Origin of the sequence: Paenibacillus sp. FSL L8-0502, from assembly GCF_038593055.1 — a bacterium.
GTDB lineage: Bacteria > Bacillota > Bacilli > Paenibacillales > Paenibacillaceae > Paenibacillus > Paenibacillus polymyxa_D.
In genome coordinates this window covers 4458507-4478309 of sequence record NZ_CP151958.1, presented here as the reverse complement: position 1 = coordinate 4478309, position 19803 = coordinate 4458507, and the positions used below count along the sequence as shown (strand labels likewise).

The 19803-nt window shown below is 45.0% G+C and carries 19 protein-coding genes; 11 read left to right on the top strand and 8 right to left on the bottom strand.

Going from position 1 to position 19803, the window contains the following annotated elements:
* Positions 1-39: 39 nt before the first annotated feature.
* Both NSQ57_RS19490 and NSQ57_RS19485 read right to left on the bottom strand, forming a co-directional pair.
* Positions 40-258, bottom strand: a complete 219-nt coding sequence (locus NSQ57_RS19490; protein ID WP_318628028.1) for a DUF5316 family protein — start codon at positions 256-258, stop codon at positions 40-42.
* Positions 259-315: 57 nt separating this feature from the next.
* Positions 316-1344: a LacI family DNA-binding transcriptional regulator gene (locus tag NSQ57_RS19485; protein WP_069012656.1), complete on the bottom strand. Its 1029-nt coding sequence runs from the start codon at positions 1342-1344 to the stop codon at positions 316-318.
* Positions 1345-1588: 244 nt separating this feature from the next.
* Between NSQ57_RS19485 and NSQ57_RS19480 the strand changes: the two genes are divergently transcribed.
* The 4 genes from NSQ57_RS19480 to NSQ57_RS19465 are packed head-to-tail and all read left to right on the top strand — an operon-like array spanning position 1589 to position 6917.
* A complete protein-coding gene (locus NSQ57_RS19480; RefSeq protein ID WP_165148618.1) occupies positions 1589-2869 on the top strand; it encodes a DUF4038 domain-containing protein in 1281 nt (426 codons plus the stop codon).
* Positions 2870-2902: 33 nt separating this feature from the next.
* A complete protein-coding gene (locus NSQ57_RS19475) occupies positions 2903-3937 on the top strand; it encodes a Gfo/Idh/MocA family oxidoreductase (RefSeq protein WP_029518307.1) in 1035 nt (344 codons plus the stop codon).
* 11 nt (positions 3938-3948) lie between these two features.
* Entirely contained in the window at positions 3949-5058 is a 1110-nt protein-coding gene (gene eutH, locus NSQ57_RS19470; protein ID WP_029518308.1) for an ethanolamine utilization protein EutH, read from the top strand.
* Between the two features lie 5 nt (positions 5059-5063).
* On the top strand, positions 5064-6917 hold the full coding sequence (locus tag NSQ57_RS19465) for a beta-glucoside-specific PTS transporter subunit IIABC (RefSeq protein ID WP_342426136.1): 1854 nt from the start codon (positions 5064-5066) through the stop codon (positions 6915-6917).
* Between the two features lie 90 nt (positions 6918-7007).
* Here NSQ57_RS19465 and NSQ57_RS19460 read toward each other — a convergent pair whose 3' ends face one another.
* The 4 genes from NSQ57_RS19460 to NSQ57_RS19445 all read right to left on the bottom strand — a co-directional run bounded on the left by NSQ57_RS19460 (position 7008) and on the right by NSQ57_RS19445 (position 11631).
* Positions 7008-8102: a glycosyltransferase family 4 protein gene (locus NSQ57_RS19460; protein WP_029518310.1), complete on the bottom strand. Its 1095-nt coding sequence runs from the start codon at positions 8100-8102 to the stop codon at positions 7008-7010.
* A gap of 51 nt (positions 8103-8153) precedes the next feature.
* Positions 8154-9248 carry a glycosyltransferase gene (locus tag NSQ57_RS19455; protein WP_029518311.1) on the bottom strand — a complete coding sequence of 365 codons (1095 nt, stop codon included), beginning with the start codon at positions 9246-9248 and terminating at the stop codon, positions 8154-8156.
* 58 nt (positions 9249-9306) lie between these two features.
* Complete coding sequence (locus tag NSQ57_RS19450; RefSeq protein ID WP_342425183.1) at positions 9307-10398, bottom strand: glycosyltransferase; 1092 nt, start codon at positions 10396-10398, stop codon at positions 9307-9309.
* A gap of 192 nt (positions 10399-10590) precedes the next feature.
* Positions 10591-11631 carry an NTTRR-F1 domain gene (locus tag NSQ57_RS19445; RefSeq protein WP_342425182.1) on the bottom strand — a complete coding sequence of 347 codons (1041 nt, stop codon included), beginning with the start codon at positions 11629-11631 and terminating at the stop codon, positions 10591-10593.
* Between the two features lie 442 nt (positions 11632-12073).
* On the opposite strand from NSQ57_RS19445, the gene NSQ57_RS19440 reads away from it, so the two are divergent.
* From NSQ57_RS19440 to NSQ57_RS19425, 4 genes are read left to right on the top strand one after another with little or no spacing between them, the layout of a single operon-like run.
* Positions 12074-13189 carry an ATP-binding cassette domain-containing protein gene (locus tag NSQ57_RS19440; RefSeq protein WP_029518314.1) on the top strand — a complete coding sequence of 372 codons (1116 nt, stop codon included), beginning with the start codon at positions 12074-12076 and terminating at the stop codon, positions 13187-13189.
* On the top strand, positions 13186-13908 hold the full coding sequence (locus tag NSQ57_RS19435) for an ABC transporter permease (protein WP_029518315.1): 723 nt from the start codon (positions 13186-13188) through the stop codon (positions 13906-13908). Before NSQ57_RS19440 ends, NSQ57_RS19435 begins: the two co-directional genes overlap by 4 nt.
* A 5-nt stretch (positions 13909-13913) precedes the next feature.
* Positions 13914-15305: a GldG family protein gene (locus NSQ57_RS19430; RefSeq protein ID WP_029518316.1), complete on the top strand. Its 1392-nt coding sequence runs from the start codon at positions 13914-13916 to the stop codon at positions 15303-15305.
* Positions 15302-16240, top strand: a complete 939-nt coding sequence (locus NSQ57_RS19425; RefSeq protein WP_165148670.1) for a DUF4340 domain-containing protein — start codon at positions 15302-15304, stop codon at positions 16238-16240. The genes NSQ57_RS19430 and NSQ57_RS19425 overlap by 4 nt, the downstream gene beginning before the upstream one ends.
* A gap of 75 nt (positions 16241-16315) precedes the next feature.
* Here the strand turns inward: NSQ57_RS19425 and NSQ57_RS19420 are convergent, their stop codons facing one another.
* A complete protein-coding gene (locus NSQ57_RS19420; RefSeq protein WP_029518318.1) occupies positions 16316-16519 on the bottom strand; it encodes a hypothetical protein in 204 nt (67 codons plus the stop codon).
* Between the two features lie 186 nt (positions 16520-16705).
* Between NSQ57_RS19420 and NSQ57_RS19415 the strand changes: the two genes are divergently transcribed.
* From NSQ57_RS19415 to NSQ57_RS19405, 3 genes are read left to right on the top strand one after another with little or no spacing between them, the layout of a single operon-like run.
* Entirely contained in the window at positions 16706-17062 is a 357-nt protein-coding gene (locus NSQ57_RS19415) for a sigma-70 family RNA polymerase sigma factor (protein WP_341071210.1), read from the top strand.
* Positions 17005-17247, top strand: coding sequence for a helix-turn-helix domain-containing protein (locus NSQ57_RS19410; protein ID WP_080658658.1), 243 nt, complete (start codon positions 17005-17007; stop codon positions 17245-17247). The genes NSQ57_RS19415 and NSQ57_RS19410 overlap by 58 nt, the downstream gene beginning before the upstream one ends.
* A 54-nt stretch (positions 17248-17301) precedes the next feature.
* Positions 17302-17961: a hypothetical protein gene (locus NSQ57_RS19405; RefSeq protein ID WP_340933027.1), complete on the top strand. Its 660-nt coding sequence runs from the start codon at positions 17302-17304 to the stop codon at positions 17959-17961.
* A gap of 73 nt (positions 17962-18034) precedes the next feature.
* Here the strand turns inward: NSQ57_RS19405 and NSQ57_RS19400 are convergent, their stop codons facing one another.
* Entirely contained in the window at positions 18035-19612 is a 1578-nt protein-coding gene (locus tag NSQ57_RS19400; RefSeq protein WP_342425181.1) for an alpha/beta fold hydrolase, read from the bottom strand.
* Positions 19613-19803 lie beyond the last annotated feature (191 nt).

The following is a 19803-nucleotide window of genomic DNA, read 5'->3' as shown; positions in this document are numbered from 1 at the left end:
TGGAATCCGATAATAGAAAAGGCCGCCAATATGGCGGCTTTATTCTAAAATCATAGAGAGAGCAAGCAATAATAAACCAATGATCATAAAAATAAAGGACCATTTCCATCTGTTTTTTCTATCTTTCCCCTCGGGATCAGCTGCCTGTTCAACATAAAAGTTAGCCCGCATGCGGTCACCGCTGACCCCTGTTCCACTTAATATAATAGCCAGTATTATGCATGCGGCACCTGCCCACCATAAATAATCATATATCATGATGATCCCCCCATTCTTATCTTCTCTATTACTCCATTTCGTGCACCATATCATAGGTCATTCTGTGACTAAACAAGACCTTCTTTCAATAACCTCTGTATTCACAAGAACCTGAGTATGATGCCCCTGATGATGGTTAAGCCTCTCCATAAGCAAGTTTACAGCCGTTCGGGCCAAAATATCCTTTTTCACATGAATGGTTGTGAGTTCCGGGCTAATGACCTTCGCTTCATGTATATTATCAAAGCCCATGATGGAAATTTGTTCAGGCACTCGAATGTTCATTTCCTGAAACGTTTTAATGGCACTGATCGCCATATAATCATTTTCGCAAAATAGGGCCGAAGGTAGCTCGTCCAATTCATGAATAGCTGTTCTAAATGCGTCCTGTGACATCACAAGCATGGGATGCATATCAAATGTAAGCCCATTTTCTATGGAAAGATTGTGCTCCTCTAAAGCCGCCATAAACCCTTCCTTTCGTTTTTTAAAGTTCAGAATTCTGGTACTGGATTGTACGTATCCTATCTTTCTGTGTCCTGACTGAATTAAATATTGGCCTGCCTGATACCCACCGAGATAGTTATTAATAGATACGAAACTGGCATCGACGTGTTCAAAGCAAGTATCCAAAATAACAATATTGGAATGAATGGATTGTATGGAATGAATAATCTCGGAAGTTAAATTGGTGCCAAGTAGAAGTATGCCTGAAGAGGGCTGATCTTTTTCCAAAGCAGATAATTCTTCTTCGAGGCTATGGCTATCAAAAGACGAAAAAATCAAGGTGTTTCCATGTTCTCTCACCTGATTGGTAATATGATGAATTAATTCGTTAAAAAATGGAAGTGAATCATAGTGCTCTGTTACGATGTCTGTATTTTTACAGGCCACAAAACGAATCACATGATGATTTTTAATGGCTTCCTTGTTTGTCTTCATGGTGCGTGGTTTATATCCATGCTCTTGGGCTATTTTTAGAATGTGCTCCTTGGTTTCTTCACTGACTCCGGGTTTGTTATTAAAAGCAAGAGAAACAGCAGATTTAGAAACACCTGCAAGCCTTGCAATATCATCAATTTTCAATGTGGAACCCCCTATTGAACTAAACTACATAAATTATATCATTACTCAGCAAGAAAGTTTAGATCATAAACTAAACTAAACTAAATAACTAAAAGTAAAAATTCGTTGACCTTTTATAATTTATAATGTTAATATTCAAGTGTAAAGCGCTCTAATTTAGTTTATTTCACGTAAAAAACACATAAGTTTAGTTTCTTATTTAGTTTTGTTTAGATAATTTTGCGCATACAGCAAGAGAGGAACGGTGATTCATTTGAGTTTAAACATGGCTGAAAATCAAAGAAGTTTTACCAAAGAGGAAAAACCTTTTTTTTATTTGGCAGATACGGTGTGGAGTGTATTTACCAACGCGACGATAGAGGAGTGGAGCGATTATCTTGACTATCGGAAGATGCAAGGTTTCAATGTGTTGCAAATCAACATGCTCCGACAATGGGACGCAAGTGAATCGGATCTGAATCTACAGCCGTTTGCATTAATGGAAAATGGGGATTTCGACTACCATATATTAAACGAAGCTTATTTTGACCGGGCAGAAATCATGTTGAAGATGGCTACAGAGCGTGGATTTGTTCCAGCACTGGTTCTGTTGTGGTGTAACTATGTGCCGGATACATGGGCTGAGATGTTCCAAAAAGGTAATAAAATGCCGTTTGAATGCGTTGAACCCTATGTAACGTACGTGGTAAACCGTTTTTCTCCATTTGATCCTATTTTTCTGATTAGCGGGGATAGTGATTTTCCGACCGAACGTGCCAATTCCTATTATTTAAAAGCACTGGATATTGTACAACAATTAAGCCCTGCAAGCTTAACTACGCTGCATATTCAAGGAAGATTGAGAGAAATTCCTCCAGCCTTTGAGAAACACCAGGGTCTTGGATTCTATATGTATCAATCAGGACATAATTCCGAGTTCCAACATGTAGCCCATGAGATTGCTCAACATTTCTATTATAAGCCGGATATACGGCCTGTCATTAATGGAGAGCCATGTTATGAACAAATTAGTTACAGCCGCAATGTGTATGGCAGATACACAGCACTGGATGCCAGAAAAGCGGCATGGCAAAGCCTCCTTGCAGGCGGGGGTGCGGGCATTACCTACGGAGCGCATGGCATTTGGAGCTGGCACAAGAAAGGAAAGAAATTCGGCATTGTAGAAGGGGAAGGATTCGATAGTCCCTATGATTGGAGAACTGCATTGCAATTTGAGGGCGCATGGGATTATTCCTTTATTAAATATCTGTTTGAAATGTACAACCTGATTGGCGTAAAGCCGTTGGATATTGTTTTAAACAAGACAGAGGAAATCAGAGCTGCGGGGAACGAGAATACCATTGTGTTGTATGTCCCGGTTAACACAAAGGTACGACTAAGTATCAACGTGCAGGAATACAAGTTTACAACGATTGATTTAGCCGGGAAGCGGTTTGCTCAAACCGACGTGTCCGTCCAAAAGGATCAATCGGTGCTAGACATGCACAGCTTTGAAAGTGATGTTGTAATCATCGGAACGAAATAAAAACAGAGAAGAATGTGGATGGAGTGAAGCAACATGTGGAAAATCGGCGTTATTGGAACGGGATATTGGTCGGAGAAACATATCAAAGCATGGCAGTTTATCTCGGATGCAGAAATCAAAGGATTTTGTGATCGAAATAAAGGCTTACTTTTTGAAAAAGCAGATCAATTCCATGTCCCTACTGAATATTGTTATACCAGCCTGGAGGAGATGCTAAGCGAAGCGGATATTGATGTCGTGGACATCATTACACCTCCTGAGACACATCTGGAACTGGTTCGACTGGCGGCCGCAGCCGGAAAACATATTATGTGCCAAAAACCTTTTGCCCGTTCTGTTGAGGAAGCTGAGCAGATAGTAAGTATTGCTGAAGCAGCAGGAGTCAGACTTATGGTGACAGAAAATTGGCGTTGGCTTGAACCTTTTCAAATTATAAAAAAATTGCTGGCAGAGAATATCGTTGGAAATATGAATGTTATACGTTATACGCATACCGATTTTTATTCACCGAGGTTTGCTCCGGAAAAAGAGCTGCCGCAGCCATTTTTCAGAGATATGCCCAAGCTTTTGTTTTATGAAATGGGAGTTCATTGGCTGGATACTTGGCGTTTCTTATTCGGTGAACCTCGGCGTTTGTATGCGGAAACCAAGCGGGTCAGTCCATACACACAAGGAGAAGACACGGGCATTATCATGTTAGGTTATGAACATTATTTCGGTCTTATGGACATGAGCTGGGCGACTCGCAGGGAACTGGATGGGCAGCTGTCGGAACAGGTTCTTCCCGATCATAAAGAACAACTGGTGATTGAAGGCGATGAGGCTACCCTAAAACTGTACAACACAGGTAAATTATGTCTCATTAATAATCAGGGAGTCGAAAAAGTATTGGTTGAAAAGACTGAATTAAACTATGAGGAAAGCCATAAAAAGCTACAGGCTCATTTTATAGATTGCCTCAACACGGGAAAAGAATTTCAAACGAGTGGTCACGACAATATCAAGACCCTTCAGCTTGTATTCGACACCTATGACAGCGCAGAAAATCATAAAGTTCATGTGTATTAAGAGGCAACAGGATGTCCATTAACGATATTGTGATGTATGTTATCGCTCTTTTTTTAGTGTTGGGTGCATTGGATCAATGTTTGGGAAATCGCTGGGGTTTGGGACAAGCCTTCAACAATGGGTTTATGACCATGGGCTCTCTTGCTCTGGTCATGATAGGGATTGTTTCCTTGGCCCCTGTACTGGCCGCGTGGTTGATCCCCATTGTTTCACCGTTATATGTGGCAATGGGTGCCGATCCGGCATCCTTTGCTAATACGATATTGGCGGTAGATATGGGGGGATACGCACTTGCGGCAGAAATGGCGCACAGCCAGCAAGCGGGCGTGTTTTCATGGGTTTTTCTAGGGACCATGTTTGGCCCAACGCTCGTATTTACGATTCCGGTTGCCCTCGGCATTTTGGAAAAAGGGGATCATCCATATTTTGCAAAAGGTATCTTGATCGGTATTAGTACCATTCCCGTTGGCTGTTTCATAGGGGGAATGATCGCCGGATTTGACGTGATTATGATTTTAAAAAATCTGATCATTCCCATGCTTCTTTCAATAATCATTATGCTGGGTTTACGTCTATTTACGGAGTATACGATCCGATGGTTCAAGTGGTTTGGTAACGGCATTAGGCTTCTATCCCTTGTCGGTTTGGCAGCGATTGGGGTCGAAACCTTAACTGGATTTGTGATTATTCCCAATATGGCTCCGTTGTCTGTCGGTGTGCAAACGGTTGGAACGATTGCTATTGTATTGGCTGGTGCGTTTCCGTTGGTTGCTTGGATTACAAAAATATTTAAAAATCCGCTTCAACGGGCAGGACGTTTGCTAAACATAGATCCATCGGCTACTGCGGGTCTTGTGGCTAGTCTTGCTCATAATATTCCTACCTTTACTTTAGTTAAAGAGATGGAGCCCAGAGGAAAAGTGATCAGTATTGCCTTTGCTGTCAGTGGATCTTTCGTTCTCGGAGGACATCTTGGCTTTGTAGCTGGAATGGACAAGAATATGGTGATTGCCATGATCGTGGGAAAACTTACAGGCGGGATTAGTGCCGTAATTGTCGCAGTTATTGCACATCCAGCTACTACGAATAGAAAAATAGAAAGCGCATCCAAGAAGGAGTGAACATGATGGATCATAAAAAAACAGCCAAAGAAGTGTTGAGAGCCGTGGGCGGAAATGAAAATGTGAACAGTGTCATTCACTGTGTCACTCGATTGAGATTCAAACTGAAGGATAATCAATTGCCAGATAAAGAAAAGATCAAGCAGATTGACGGTGTCATTACCGTTGTAGAAAGTGGTGGCCAATTTCAGGTGGTCATCGGGAATGAGGTTCCCAAAGTATACGAAGCTCTTTTGGATACAATGGGAGTAAAGCATGGAGATCAGATGGTTGAAGACGATCAAAAAAATGAAAAAGCGAGCCTATTCAGTCGATTTGTCGATGTCATTTCAGGTGTGTTCATGCCCGTTGTGGGTGTGCTCGCTGCTGTGGGGATTCTAAAAGGACTATTGGCCTTATGCACATCCCTGGGCTGGATGACGGATCAGATGGGCACGTATAAAATTTTATATGCGACAGCGGACGCTATGTTTTATTTCTTTCCGGTTATTCTAGGGTTTTCAGCAGGTAAAAAGTTTGGAGGAAACCCGTACCTGTCCGCTGTTTTGGGGGCCGCCTTGGTGTATCCGACCATTACTTCGGCCTTTACGGATAAAACGGCGCTGTCCTTTTTGACCATACCTGTCGTTCTAATTAATTATACTTCTTCTGTTATACCTATCATTATTGGGGCGTTCTTGGCAGCTAAGGTCGAAAAAATGATAAGCAAGTTTGCACCTGCTTCCATTAAAATGTTCATTGTTCCTTTTCTGACCTTGGTCATCATATCACCGATTGTTTTTCTGGTTGTCGGACCGATCGCAACTATTATCAGCGATGGGTTAGCCAAAGGCTCTATGTGGATTTACCAGTTAAGTCCGGCTGTAGCTGGTCTCATTCTGGCCGGATTCTGGCAGGCTATTATTATCTTTGGTCTCCATTGGGCGTTTATTCCAATTCTCTTGAATAATGTAGTTACGAACGGGTTTGATCCGATTAACGGTATGTTGTTCTGTACTACGTTTGCCCAAACAGGTGCAGCTTTTGCCATTGCTTTGAAATCACGGGACCCTAAATTAAAACCCATCGCCACTTCTGCCACAATTGCGGGTTTGATGGGGGTTACTGAACCAGCTATTTACGGGGTTACGCTCCCCACCAAAAAACCGTTTATTTTAGCCTCGATTGCTGGAGGTATAGGAGGAGCTGCAGCAGGCTTACTCGGCTCAACGGCATATGGATTTGCCTCAGGCGGTATTTTTGGTATACCTCTATTCATTAATCCAAAAGGCATGGATGCAGGCTTCATCGGCTTTATTATATCTTTGGTTGTAGCTTTTGTAGTCGCATTTATTCTGACCTATCTTTTCGGTTATAAAAATGCACAATCTGCGTCTGAAATTAAGGTTGCAGATGAAAACAAAGAAGAAGAAAAAACGATATTCAGTCCTCTACATGGTCAATTGATTCCTTTAACCACAGTGAAAGATGAAGCTTTCTCCAGTGGTGCGATGGGTCAGGGAGCCGCAATTATCCCCCGAGAAGGAGTAGCTTACGCACCTTTTAACGGAACTGTTGTTACCGTTTTCAAAACAAAACATGCGATTGGACTGATCTCTGAGGATGGAGTTGAACTGCTCATTCACATTGGAATTAATACGGTCAGCTTGAAGGGAAAACATTTCACTTCCTTTGTGTCTGAAGGAGATACGATTCAAAAAGGGGACAAGCTGGTTGAATTCGATCCCAAAGCTATAGAGGATGACGGATATGATATTACCACATCCGTCATTGTAACCAATACAGCCGTGTACACGGATATTTTAGTTGAAGATTCCAAGGATATTCATGCAGGAGACCGCTTACTAAAGATTAGATAGATTCCAATTCCAATATTCAATAATAAAAAAGGCAAGATAAAGCTGACGATGCCCCGTATATAAAAAGGGTTGTCGTCAGCTTTTTTTTAATTACCTCACACCTAGCGTGTTCATCATCTGTCTGAAGGAACGCACATATTTATCCGGTGCCAACAGGTTAACGATTCGCGCCAGTCCTTTCTTGCGGATAGATTCGCGTTGAGGTACGTTGTTCATCAGGTCTAGTCCTTGCAGTATCGCCTGCAAGATGTCCCCCTGCTGATAAAATTTACCGGTTTCGTTGTGGTCAATGAATGCTCGTACTCCGTCTGAATCAGAGCTTAATACCGGGCAACGACAGGCCATCGCCTCAGCAACTGCATAGCCGAATCCCTCCACCAATGAGGTCGATAGCAAGTAGCCGCCTGAGTCGCCAATCATGGAGTAATACAGGGGCATATTGGCATGAGGTACGCTTTTAAAACGCTCGATAATGGAGGACATGCCAAGCTGAGTAAGCATTTTTTCGAATTGTATTTTATCCTCCGGCTGTGACAATGTTTCATCATAAAACATCCAGATTCGAAGATCCGCACGGTTTTGTAGCATCCAGTAAGAAATATCGACAAAATGCCTCCAGTTCTTGTTGGGCTCTAGCCGTCCAACCCAGGCAATAACCGGATTAGTTGGAGGAGTGTTAGGTACATAATTAAATACGCTGGTATCCAGCACGTTTGGAAACACATAGCGATTAAGCCATGGACACATGGTGGAGAAAAGATTCACTAAATGAGTCGTATCTGGTAGGAGCACTGCATCGGCGTAATTTTGAAGATACGGAACTGCATCTGCAACAACCCAAGCCGCTTCTTCGTGAGGGCCAAAGCCCTGCGATTCATAGATCAATATCCCCTGATAGCCCAACATTCGCAATCTGGGGAGCATAGGGTAGTCCGAAGAGACGATAATTGCATCGTAGCGATGAGTCTCCACCAGCTTTCGAATTTCTTCTTCAGAGGAAGTCGTGAACACTGGAATATCGCCGTGCAGGTTTTGCATCCCTGTACCCTGCTGATAATAGAGAAGATGACATTCGATCCCGTCCTGAATGAGCGCTTTACAACGCTGGCGGTTCAAGGTTTCTACGCCGCCGCTGGGTATATAAAAAGTAAATAGAACTTTGATCTCAATAACCTCCTTTGCCAACCACAAGCTTTAATACCAAGTTATTCAACCAACAGGACGGGGTGTGGGTTTCTATGGAAGCCTGGATTGAATTAGCGCATAATTATGACTGAGGCGAGAATCTTCCGGGGAGCGTTCTGTTGCTTCTTTCGCAAATTCACATGCTTTGTGTAAAAGGCCTAACTCGTAGCAAGCGAGGGCACCAAGATCATACAGCGTGGCGTCCCAGCAAAAATCCTCTTGCATGTACGTATCCGGTCGTGTAGAAATTTGCAGCGCTTCTTCAACCATATGATAGACGGCGGGCCAGTTCCGCGTATGATAGGCCAGCTGAGCCATTTCCGTGTAAGGTTCACGTAAATACGGTGCTTCCGCAATAGCCCGGTATAACCAACGTGTTGCCTCTTGCCATTGTTCACTTGCTTTATAGGCTCTAGAAATAAAGCGCATCGAAGCACTGCGTTCATCTGCCCAGCGTGCCTGCGGCATGGCAAGATGTTGTTGCAGCGTAGCAATGCACTCGTCCCAACGGCCATGATACATATATTCCCGCCCCAAGTAATGCATGTTGCGGTCATCCTCGGGAAACTCGCGCACAGACTGCTCCAGCAGTGGAAGGTATTGGCTGCGGGACTTGTGCGGATCGGGATCATGATACAAGCGGAGCTGGTCTGATCGGATGTTGCGTTCTTTACCCTCTCCGATATATTCAAGCACCTCGTGAACTGGGCGTACCCAGCGGTACCCGTGACGAGTGTGTATTTTTTCTTTCCAGAACCATGTATAAACGGTATCTTGCCCAGGCTGTCCATGTGTAAAGGCATATAGCATCCGGGTAGTTCCTTCCTTCCAGTAGCGTTCCAGCCGCGACCGCCAACCCTCCTCCCAGACTTCGTCCAGATCCGTACAGACACAAATATCTATATCATCAGGGACCAGCCGTAGGGACTCATTGCGAGCTTTGTCAAAACGCCAAGGAGTTACCTCTATACGATGCACCTCTGCACCCGCTTCGTGTAGCAGGGAAACAGTATCGTCTGTAGAGCCGGTGTCCGCTACAATGACAACATCGGCTTCACGCATGGTGTGCATCCAGCGTTTGGCGAATCGGGCTTCATTTTTGCTAATGGCATAGACAGCTATTTTGTACCGATTCGATTGTTGCATTCCGCTTGCTCCTCCTTTGACTTACTCAAAGATTAAGGGGTGAGTGTGGGGGACATTTTTATTGGGGAGGATTCAGGATTGAGCTGAAGAACTGTCGATTATGCAGGACGTACGGGTCGTTGGGAATGTAAATGGCAGCTTGCTCGTTGTGCCAATTCGCACGTGTGTAATCCTTCATCCGAAAATGGCAAATGCATAGCTGGATATGAGGAAACCACGTTTGGTACGCGTCTTGTACCGGGCCCATCGTGTCGGGAGGATTCAGAGTGGTAGCCATGTCGTACCAGTAAATAGCTTTGGAGATCTCATTTTTATGCAAAAAATAATGACCCATCCGACAGCACAGATCAGCCCTGGGCGTATCGAAGGTCAAACTATGGAGAGCCGCCGTAATGCTTTGCTCCAGCTTGCCAAGCTGTTGTAGACAATCAGCCATTTTGCTACATGCACTAATCGCGTCCTCTGCCCAGCATTGTCCAGTATACAGAAAATCCTGGTAAACCTGCACAGCCTGCTCATATCTTTTATTGTCTCTTAACTCGTTAGCGTAATAGTAGAGGTCACGAGGAGAGAAGGCATGACCTTGGGCGAGCAATTTCTCATAGATTCGCAGGTTTCGTCCTGGAGAGACCGTGTGTGTTCTAGTGTGAGTTATGGCGATATCGGCATGTTGAATATTCCCGTTTACGGCGAGGTACTCATGCACGGCTCCGTGCCAACGGAACCCGGCTGACCTTCTAACTAAGCGGTTTCGACGAAAATGTAGGGTGACATTGCCATGATCATCAAAGGCATAGTGATAATTCATAGACACGGAATCCACGATTGGTGTGGCTGAGGAATCAAGGGTTTGCTTCAGCTCAAGCAGCTTGACGGCGTCCTGTTCCTTCAAAATATCATCGGCATCCAGCCAGAGAATGTATTCCTGCGTAGCTTGTTCAAACGAATAGTTACGTGCAAGGGCAAAATGATCTACCCATTCAAATGGAAAAATTCGATCTGTAAAGTTGCGACATATGTCAATGGTCTGATCCTGTGAACCCGTGTCCACGATGTTGATTTCATCCATAATAGGATGGATCGATTCCAGGCAACGGCCAATAGTATTTTGATCATTTTTGACGATCATGCACAGGCTGATACTGATCAATTGAGTACCACTCCTTTGGGAACCTTCTAAGGATTCAGGTCGAACATAAAGCTTTATTTATCAAGAGGTCTGATTATAGAAGCCCTGCCGCAATCGCGGCAGGGCAAGGATGACAAAGCCTAAACGGGCTGTGCGGCTTTGTCGATAAGGTATGGTACGTCGCTTAAATATAATGTGGTAGAAAAAAGAACGTTAGAGTCCGGTAGGCCCTGTAGGTCCAGTCGGCCCCGTAGGTCCGGTAGGTCCAATCGGTCCTTGTGGACCAGTGTCTCCTGTTGGTCCAATCGGGCCAGTAAATCCAAGGCCAAACGGTCCGGTAGGTCCAGTCGGCCCTGTTGGTCCAGCGGGTCCCGTAGCGCCTGTGTCGCCAATAGGTCCGACAGGCCCGATAGGTCCAGCAGGTCCGGTAAAGCCGGTGGCACCCGTAGACCCGACAGGTCCGGTAACACCAGTGTCACCCGTGGCGCCTGTAGGTCCGACAGGTCCAGTAGCACCTGTATCACCCGTGGCACCCGTAGGCCCGACAGGTCCGGTAACACCAGTGTCACCCGTGGCGCCTGTAGGTCCGACAGGTCCAGTAGCACCTGTATCGCCCGTGGCACCCGTAGGCCCAACAGGTCCGGTAACACCAGTGTCACCCGTGGCACCCGTAGGTCCGACAGGTCCGCTAACGCCTGTAGCGCCTGTGGCACCCGCAGGCCCTGTAGCACCCGTAGGCCCGGCAGGTCCGGCTGGGCCCACAGCTCCAGCTGCACTTGCTTTAACAAGAGCAATAGAATCAATGGCTACATCAGCAGTGTTAGCCAAGGCATTTTTACTAATAACCAAAAAGGCAAAGGCTGCGTTGGCTGGAACAGGAGCTGTTACTTCATACAGGCTTTGCCATGTTCCGTTCACAGCGTCTGGCAATGTGCCTGCGCTCAAATAGGTAGTCAGCCCCGTGCTAAGGAAGCTAAAGGTTGCGTCATAGTAATACAGAAAAATGTTAACTTGAGGACTGGACAGGCTTCCTATTTTTGCAGCTGAGAGGCTTAATGTATAGCTTTCGCCTGGTGCAGCAAAAACGACCTGGGAAAGAGATGCATCTACTGCGCCTCCTGTCAGGATCGCACTATAAAAGTTTGTCTTTTTTACGGATAAGTTAGTGACGGTCACATTTGCAGCGTTCCAAAAAAGGGTAGATCCAGTCTCGAAGTCGCCGTTATTAACTAGATTGGTAAATAGTACGGTCATCGTTTTTTATACACTCCCTTCACACGTTGTAATGATAGTAGATGCGAATCCACGCCGTGGCGAACCGTACAAGTTTACGAGGGCAGATGCGCATTTCCATGTTCACATTTTAGACACATTATTTTAAGCTTCTATTTAAGTGACGTTAAGCTGGAGTTATATGTGGGGGGGTATCATTAGAGTTTAAAAGTGTAGCATGAGGCGAGGAGAGACCGTTTCGCGAAGGCTTTGGGCTTCCGATCGCTGGTGCTTCTCCAGCTCCAAACCCTCCGCTCCACTGCTACCCGCTACTCATGCAACATTTTAGGTGGGAGAGTAGTAGGATGAGAGCGCTCGCCCAAAGATTGATTTGGTCGTCCAAATCTATCGCTATGGAGTTTTTTTGATATGTGTGTGTAGTTCGATATGATTTGTCAATACGATAAAGGAAAGGGTGGAACATGTGCTCAAAGTACAGCAGGTGAGCAAGTGGTATGAGGGCAACCGGGGTGTACATAAGCTGGATTTTGAAATGCAGCGCGGTGAAATTGTTGGTTTCCTGGGGCCGAATGGTGCGGGTAAAACGACAACCATGCGCATGATTACAGGGTATCTTCAACCCAACGAGGGAGTGATTACGATTGATGGTATCCCGATTCAGGATAAGGGCAGACAAGCTCGTTCCAAAATCGGTTATCTGCCGGAGACGCCCCCTTTGTATGAGGATATGTCCGTAAGATCCTATTTAAAGTTTGTAGCTAGTATTCGTGACGTGCCTGCGAGAGAGCAGAAGCTGCGTATTTCGGAGATGATTTCCAGGCTAGGACTGAATGGGCGGGAAAAACAATTAGTCCGCAGTTTGTCCAAAGGGTATAAACAGCGCTTGGGACTGGCAGGTGCGATTATTCATAACCCGGATTTACTGGTGCTCGATGAACCGACCTCGGGTTTGGACCCCAATCAGATTTTGGAGATTCGTCAGCTCATTCAGGAGATTGGCGAAAATCATACGGTATTGCTTAGCACACATATATTGCCTGAGGTGGATGCGTTATGCAATCGTGTTCTCATCATTCATGAAGGGAAACTGGTCATGGATGGGCGCCCTGACACGCTCGGCGGTTCGATGGAAGATGGATTCAAGGTGAAGGTAGAGGTTAAAGGCAAGCGTGAGCAGGTGATGGATGTCCTTCGTACTTGGGGAAAAGTAGAGGTTGAATCTATGGCGACCACGCTGCCTTCAGCGAACACGGAGCTAAGTGCCGCAGAGTCAGATATGACTGGATTGCTACTCACAGGAGCCTCCGGTGAGGATTTTCGCGAAGAACTATTTTATGTGCTGTCTGATGCGAAGCTTCCGATTTTGGAGATGAAAAAAGAAAGCCTTAGCTTGGAAAATATCTTCCAGCAGTTAACGACACGCGAGACGGAAGAAGGTCAGGTCGACGATCCAGCAGTACAAGACCTACATTCCTCGAAGAATGCAGCCCCTACGGCTATCACGGTGGAGCATGGAGATGCTGCGTCCGGGGACGATAAGGCCGAAGAAGATAAGGATACAGGAGGTAATCGGTCATGAGGCGTTTGTTCGCGGTTTGTCAAAAAGAGCTGCAAGCCTATCTGTGGACACCAACGACCTATTTTGCGCTTGCAGTGTACATGCTGCTGACGGGGTTACTTTTTTATACCAATTTTGTTATGTATCAGCCAAGCATTCTGGACTATCGGCTGGTACTCGGTGACACCTTGTCCATGCTGGTGTTCGTCGTCCCATTGCTCACGATGAGGCTGGTTGCGGAGGAATTCAGGCAAGGTACGGATGAACTGCTGCTTACCTCACCTGTGAGTGTGACGGAAATGATCGTGGGTAAATTTTTAGCGTCGTTGGGCATGTTGCTCATATTAGTGCTGTGCAGTCTAGCGTATCCGGTCGTGATGTCCTTTTATGGGTCGCTGGATTGGACGCTGGTATTAACATCTGTGATCGGTCTGTTTATGCTTGGCGCAGCCATGATGGCGATCGGCTTATTCGCTTCGACGCTTTCACAGCATCAGATGATGTCAGCGGTCGTCAGTTTTATTATTTTACTTGTGTTCTGGATGCTGGATTCGTTTGGTGGACAGACGGGTGCATCTGCGGCGGTACAGCAATGGCTGGAACCTTTTTCACTAACCGCACGGTTTGACAGTTTCACCAAAGGATTGCTGAATGGAGCCGATGTGATGTACTACGTGACGGTGGCGGTACTCTTTTTGCTATTCAGCATCCAAGTGGTTGAACGGAAACGGTGGAGGTAATGAATATGAAAAAATGGCTGGGTCATACCAATAGTGTGGTACTATCGATTGCTGCTGTAGGGATTTTTATTTTATTGACGTTATTTCTGCGTTCGCTGGGTGGCTTTCAACTGGATCTGACGGCAGGGAAGCAGTATACGCTGTCTGACCAAACGTTGACGACCATCCAGGATGTAAAGGAAGACGTACGATTGATTGCCTTTACCGTATCCACCTCGCAAAATCAGAAGCTGAACCGGGATGTTACGGATATGCTGAATGAATACGCCAAGCGTAACAGCAAGCTCAAGGTCGAGCAATACGATCTGAATCAGGAACCGATACTGGCCAAGCAATATGGTGTTACTGCAGCGTCTATTGTGTTGGTGCAGGGGGAGAAGAAACGGGTTATAGATATTGGGAGTCTATTTACGCAAGCTCAGGGGAGTGGTGAAGGGGCATACCAATTTACGGGGGAAGAAAAGCTGACGAGTGGATTGTTGGGATTATCATCTACCCGTCAAGGAAAAGTGGCCTTTCTAACTGGACATGAGGAAATCCCATTGTCCCAAATGACTGAATTAAGTAGCTCACTGTCACAAGATAATGTGAAAACAGAGGAAGTTCAGCTCAATCAGGCGGGTAGTGTACCCAAAGATGCGTCTGTATTGGCTATTGTTGGACCAGAACGTGATATCAGTGCAACAGAACTGAAGAGTATTCGTACGTATCTGAATGGTGGCGGAAAGCTTTTTATGGCACTAGGCTTTCACCCGAACATGGGGTCCGATTGGAAAAACCTTGATGCATTAGCGGCTGATTATGGAGTGAAGGACACTCATGCCATCGTGGTGGATCAAGAACAGACGAATACACTTGGACCGCTATGGACGGTTCCTACCTTCGGCAGTCATGCGATCACCGATAAGTTGGCGGCTTCCAATCTGTACCCTGTTCTTTCATTGTCTATTGCTTTGCAGGCAGGAGAGCAGAAGGATTGGAAGACGACGCTTTTGATGAAATCTTCTGGAGCTAGCTATGGTGAAACGAATATCCAAGGTCTGCTGAACAACGAAACACAGAAGGATGACAAGGACCCGCAGGGGCCGCTGGATCTCGGTTATGCGGTAGAAGGGAAAGACGGCAAGCCCAAAGCCGTTATTCTCGGAACGTCTGCCCTCTTAAGCGACACTGAGATCGGCACAGGAGGCAATCGAGACTTTGTGCTGAACAGTCTGAATTATGTGCAGGAGCATTCTGATGGGCTCACTATTCGTCCTCGTCAGGAGCAGGATTATAAGGTAGCTTACTTGACTCCTGCACAAGCGAAAACGATATTGACCATATCTGTCATCGGATTGCCGTTGCTGTTCGCGGTCATCGGAATCTTATTATGGTGGAGGCGAAGAAGAGCATGAGAAAATGGATACCCACAGTGCTGCTGTTAGTTGTATTGGGAGCGGGTATAATCTATGCAAAGAGCCAAAACTTTTTTCATGAACAAGCGCCGGCTGCTCGTCAGCTGATTCAGCTTACGCAAGAGAATATTACGTCTTTCGCAATCACTGGAAAGGACGGCAAGTCGGTGGAACTTGAACAACATGATGGCCAATGGAGTATGAGCAAGCCACGGACTTACCCGCTAAACCAATATACAATAGACCATTGGCTAGCGGCGATTCAAAATGTAAAGTTGGGTGAAGTGGTGGAATCTTCCCCTACAGACGTAGCCAAATATGGGATCTCCGCTACCCATGATCAGATTGAGATTAAGACCAAGCAGGGTGACGTTCGTACCTTTGCTTTCGGTGAAACGTTGCCTTCCGGAGATGCTGTTTATGTATTATCAGACAAAAAAGAGATAGCTTCTGTACCTATAGATACTCTTTCAGGGTTATTGCTGGGTGCTGAAGATTTTATAGATACAACGCCGTTCGATTGGGACGATACCAAGCTGAGCGGAATAGAGTGGGAAGGCCAAAATGCTTCATGGATGCTCAAATCCTCCGGTAACAGCGGGACCGGAGACAGTGCCTCCACATCTTGGACGCTGAACGGAAAGTCAGTAGCCAGCGACACGGCGACTTCCCTCTCGCAGCAGATCAAAAACCTGGCCAGCAGTCAGGCCTTGCGCAAAGCCTCTGAGCTGAGCAAGCCTGTCCACCGCTTTACGCTAAGTGTATCGCTGGGTAAGGATGATTCCCAGCTGGTCTATCAGGGCTGGACGCTTAAAGATGATCCAGATACCGTATGGGTTGTACCGCCACAAAGTAACTGGGCTTATGGTCTGTCAGTATCTGACGTGAACCGTACTGAACAGAATGCCCACGACCAAGCTCAGGCTGGAAAATAACCATTAGTAATTAAATTAGCTGCACAAAGAGGCTCCAACGGCGGATGATCGTCGTCTGGAGCTTCTTTGTGTTTGTTATTCGTCAGGTTTGCTGCTTTTGGAAGAAGAGTTGTTAGTGTCGTTTAAATCTTGGATTACTTGAATCAGCTCATGAAGTGAGACGTCCAGCTTATCCAGCTTTTCCTCCATCGTGTGCAGGATGTGCCGCAACAAAATAAAACAAAGTCCAGCCGGAAAGCCTACGTTGGTAACCAGAGAAAGAGCATCATCCATTTGCAATGTATTCCCTCCTTTTTAGCCATATATAAAGGAAGGTAAATTAAACGAACCATATACAACCGATTGTAAAAATAGTATAATAAATAAGAACAAATGTTCTGTTTTTGGTTGTAAAATAGGTTTGGAAATTACCCTATAGTATGAGGATTAGAAAAAGTCAAATCCAAAGAGAAAGGGTGATTTACAATGGATCAGTCTCAGCTAACATTGGTAGAACAATATCGAAAGAAGCTGTACCGCATTGCCTGGAGAATCCAGTATCGTGCTCGGGTACAAACCAATCATGAATTTGTAATGGAAAAGAACGAATCCGTCAGTGGCCCATCTTTTACAGAATCTTCAAACTCTCATATGTACACATTACAGCTTATCAACTCTCTATCTTCTGAGATCGGAAAAATGATCATCTTTGACCTTTACATACTAGATAAAACCGAAGCACAGATTGCAAAAGAGTTAAAGCTATCCCAACAGGCGGTGAATAAATGGAAAAAGAAAATGCTGAAAGAGTTATTTCGGATGCTGAGTTCGTCCAATTGCTAAAATTAGTACAAAGTGGAGATCAGGAGGCCATGTATAGGATACTTCAATTGTTCGAGGAAGACATTCAAAAGACCAGTCGATATATTCGTATGTCCCGTGAAGATGCTGTCCAAAGCATTGTGACTGATTTTATAGAAGAACTGCGACAAGAGTTAAAGACAGTGAAAAGTGGACAATGGATATAGCCTTGGCTATCCTTATCCGTAGGTTTACTTATTTAACGGAGGGCTTATAAGTTTATGATTGATAACAGGGCTTCTTTTGAGAAAAGTATGAAGATGTACCCAGTCAACAGTATTCGTTCCAATGTCATCATTCTTGTTTTATTACTGTTAGATCTGTTTCTGGTTATCCCCTTAGTGGGAAATCCATACATTGCAGTTTACGTGTATGTACTGTTGCCACCGATTGTTTTGATAAACATTTGGGCTCTAGTACTGGTCATCATGCCACGCAAATTGCAATTGAATTACATTTTATTCCGTGGTGTATTTGGTTTGATTTGTTCTATGGGCTTCATGATCATGACACAAAAGTTTGCTTATGGCATGTTGGGTCTGGATACTTCATGGTATTTTATAGGTTCTTTTGCCCTTTATGGAGTCGCTTTGTATTACTTTATAAAATATAATTTGGCGAAATTCAAAGATCCTTCAAAACATAAGAAGAAACCAAAAGTTAAGAAAAAAAACAAGAGAGCGCCTCTAGTGACGATCACCACATTTACTGGGGCTGGTTATCTGATAGCGAATGTTTCCCTCGGATTTGCTACACAACAATTAGTTGCCACAGTATTGATCAGTGTATACTCCATGCTGGCATTTGTTCTTTTTCATTTTATTATGGATTTACACCGCTACTATTGGCTTCATAAGCTGAGGAATCAGACAACAGATTGAACACAATGAAAAAAAAGCCTGCAAATGCCCCAACTTAATAGGGATTCGCAGGCTTTTTAGGCTGTAGATTTATTTAGTCGACATACTTGTTGCCGTCTGCATCAATATAAATGGATTGAAGAGCTGTACGGCGGTACGGATAACCTGCCTCTGTGGTGCCGCTAATTTCATAGGTTACAGAATAGATGCCGGGCTTGTCCGCTTTGGATAGCTCAATTTGCCCATTAGGTTTAACCGTTTTTTGCTGTGCCGTCAAACCTTTAGGTGCAGAAGTGACTCCTTGCTGCGGATCACCATAATATTGAACTTGGTAGGTGACTTGTGTCACGCTGTCCGGGGAATCCTGTGTTTTCAGGTTTAGCTTCGGACCCACTGCATTCAGATTGTATTTCAGTTCAGGAACTTGAACAGCCTGGTAACGTGCAATCAGGAGATACGCTCCTTGATCAGGAACTGTGACGTTCAGTTTATAGGTGCCCGGTTTTGGATTTTGAATGACGGCGTTATGATGCCAGGCACCAGCAAAAATATCGTCATCATAGCCTGCTTTCAGATTAATAATTTCACTAGTACCGTCAGGCTTGGTTAGTTCCAGCTGACTCACACGTTTATCGCTGATCCAGTCCAGATCAATGGATTTGACACCATTTTCAACAGTCAGGGTTTCTGAGGCTTGTCCATTATAATCGCCGCCTCGAATAAAGTATGAATTGTCGATCTCGCTATAGGTGGCTTGTACAGCAGAAGCAGTCAGGGAAGATGCTGAAAGTGATTCAGTTTCCTGATTCAATGCTGGAGTGTTTGCTTGGAGGTAGGGTTGGATCAGGGAGAAAACGTAGGAGCCAGTACGAACCTTGGCATGATCCCAAGATCCGACTTTAACTACACGTCCGCCGGGAAGCTTAGCGTTGTCGACTGTGACCACTCCATCATTCTTACCAAAGGATGAGAGGTAAAGTCCGCCCATTATGTAGGAAGCAGTGCCGCCAGACCAGTTATCACCAGCAAACGTGAAGAATGGAATTGTAGTCGCATTACTGAGTGCATCGGTCTTGGATCGGAAATACTTCATATAAGATGTTTGTAAAGTGGAGGTACCGGGATTTTGTGAGCCGACGATATCTGCCAGCCATCCGGCCCAGCTACTGTAGGCGAGATCTGCAAGTTGTGAGCCATGATGAGGACTGCTGAGGGTGATGACACGTTGTACATAGGGAGCGGCTCCGTTATATACGAGAGCGGTTTGAGTATCCACTCCACCTTTGCTGTGGGCGATAACGATAAGTTTTTTTCCAAAGTGATTACTGATGACCTTAATTTTGTCGGCCAGAAGCTTACCATTGTCCCACATATCTTGGGAGGTGCCATTTGTATCGTACAGATTAATGGTGGCTGTCTGGTATCCGGCGTCACGTGCACGCTGAAGCATATCGTTATTATTCTTGGTCCAGACTTCAGCACTACTGTTCAAACCATGTACGAACAAAAGTGCTGGCTTGGTAGGATCAACGCGATTAGGTGGTGGGCCTTCTACCCAGCTTCCAGCGGGATCTTTCGGGGGTTGGGGGGTAGTGGAACCTGCAAAAGCGCCGACGGGGACAAGAGTTATTGATAACAAAAAAATGAGCATTAAAACAGTGATCTTTTTCAAACTGAAAATCCTCCTTTGTAAAATAAAGTATTTTTCAAGCTTATTATACATGCCATCTTGTGGTAAATCATCAATTGTATTTCATATTTACATTAAAATTTTATTTTTTTAGTCATTTTTTAGTCAGGATATCCCCATGATCCATGGCGCATGATAATCTCGTCACACATTTTATATGTATGGAGGATGAG

Excerpts from the sequence above, each read along its gene's own strand:
- NSQ57_RS19490 (WP_318628028.1), bottom strand. The coding sequence starts at position 258 with ATGATATATGATTATTTATGGTGGGCAGGTGCCGCATGCATAATACTG.
- NSQ57_RS19445 (WP_342425182.1), bottom strand. The coding sequence starts at position 11,631 with ATGACCGTACTATTTACCAATCTAGTTAATAACGGCGACTTCGAGACT.
- NSQ57_RS19430 (WP_029518316.1), top strand. The coding sequence starts at position 13,914 with ATGAAAAAATGGCTGGGTCATACCAATAGTGTGGTACTATCGATTGCT.
- NSQ57_RS19455 (WP_029518311.1), bottom strand. The coding sequence starts at position 9,248 with ATGCAACAATCGAATCGGTACAAAATAGCTGTCTATGCCATTAGCAAA.
- NSQ57_RS19425 (WP_165148670.1), top strand. The coding sequence starts at position 15,302 with ATGAGAAAATGGATACCCACAGTGCTGCTGTTAGTTGTATTGGGAGCG.
- NSQ57_RS19415 (WP_341071210.1), top strand. The coding sequence starts at position 16,706 with ATGGATCAGTCTCAGCTAACATTGGTAGAACAATATCGAAAGAAGCTG.
- NSQ57_RS19435 (WP_029518315.1), top strand. The coding sequence starts at position 13,186 with ATGAGGCGTTTGTTCGCGGTTTGTCAAAAAGAGCTGCAAGCCTATCTG.
- NSQ57_RS19410 (WP_080658658.1), top strand. The coding sequence starts at position 17,005 with ATGGAAAAAGAAAATGCTGAAAGAGTTATTTCGGATGCTGAGTTCGTC.
- NSQ57_RS19405 (WP_340933027.1), top strand. The coding sequence starts at position 17,302 with ATGATTGATAACAGGGCTTCTTTTGAGAAAAGTATGAAGATGTACCCA.
- NSQ57_RS19475 (WP_029518307.1), top strand. The coding sequence starts at position 2,903 with ATGTGGAAAATCGGCGTTATTGGAACGGGATATTGGTCGGAGAAACAT.
- NSQ57_RS19465 (WP_342426136.1), top strand. The coding sequence starts at position 5,064 with ATGGATCATAAAAAAACAGCCAAAGAAGTGTTGAGAGCCGTGGGCGGA.
- eutH (WP_029518308.1), top strand. The coding sequence starts at position 3,949 with ATGTCCATTAACGATATTGTGATGTATGTTATCGCTCTTTTTTTAGTG.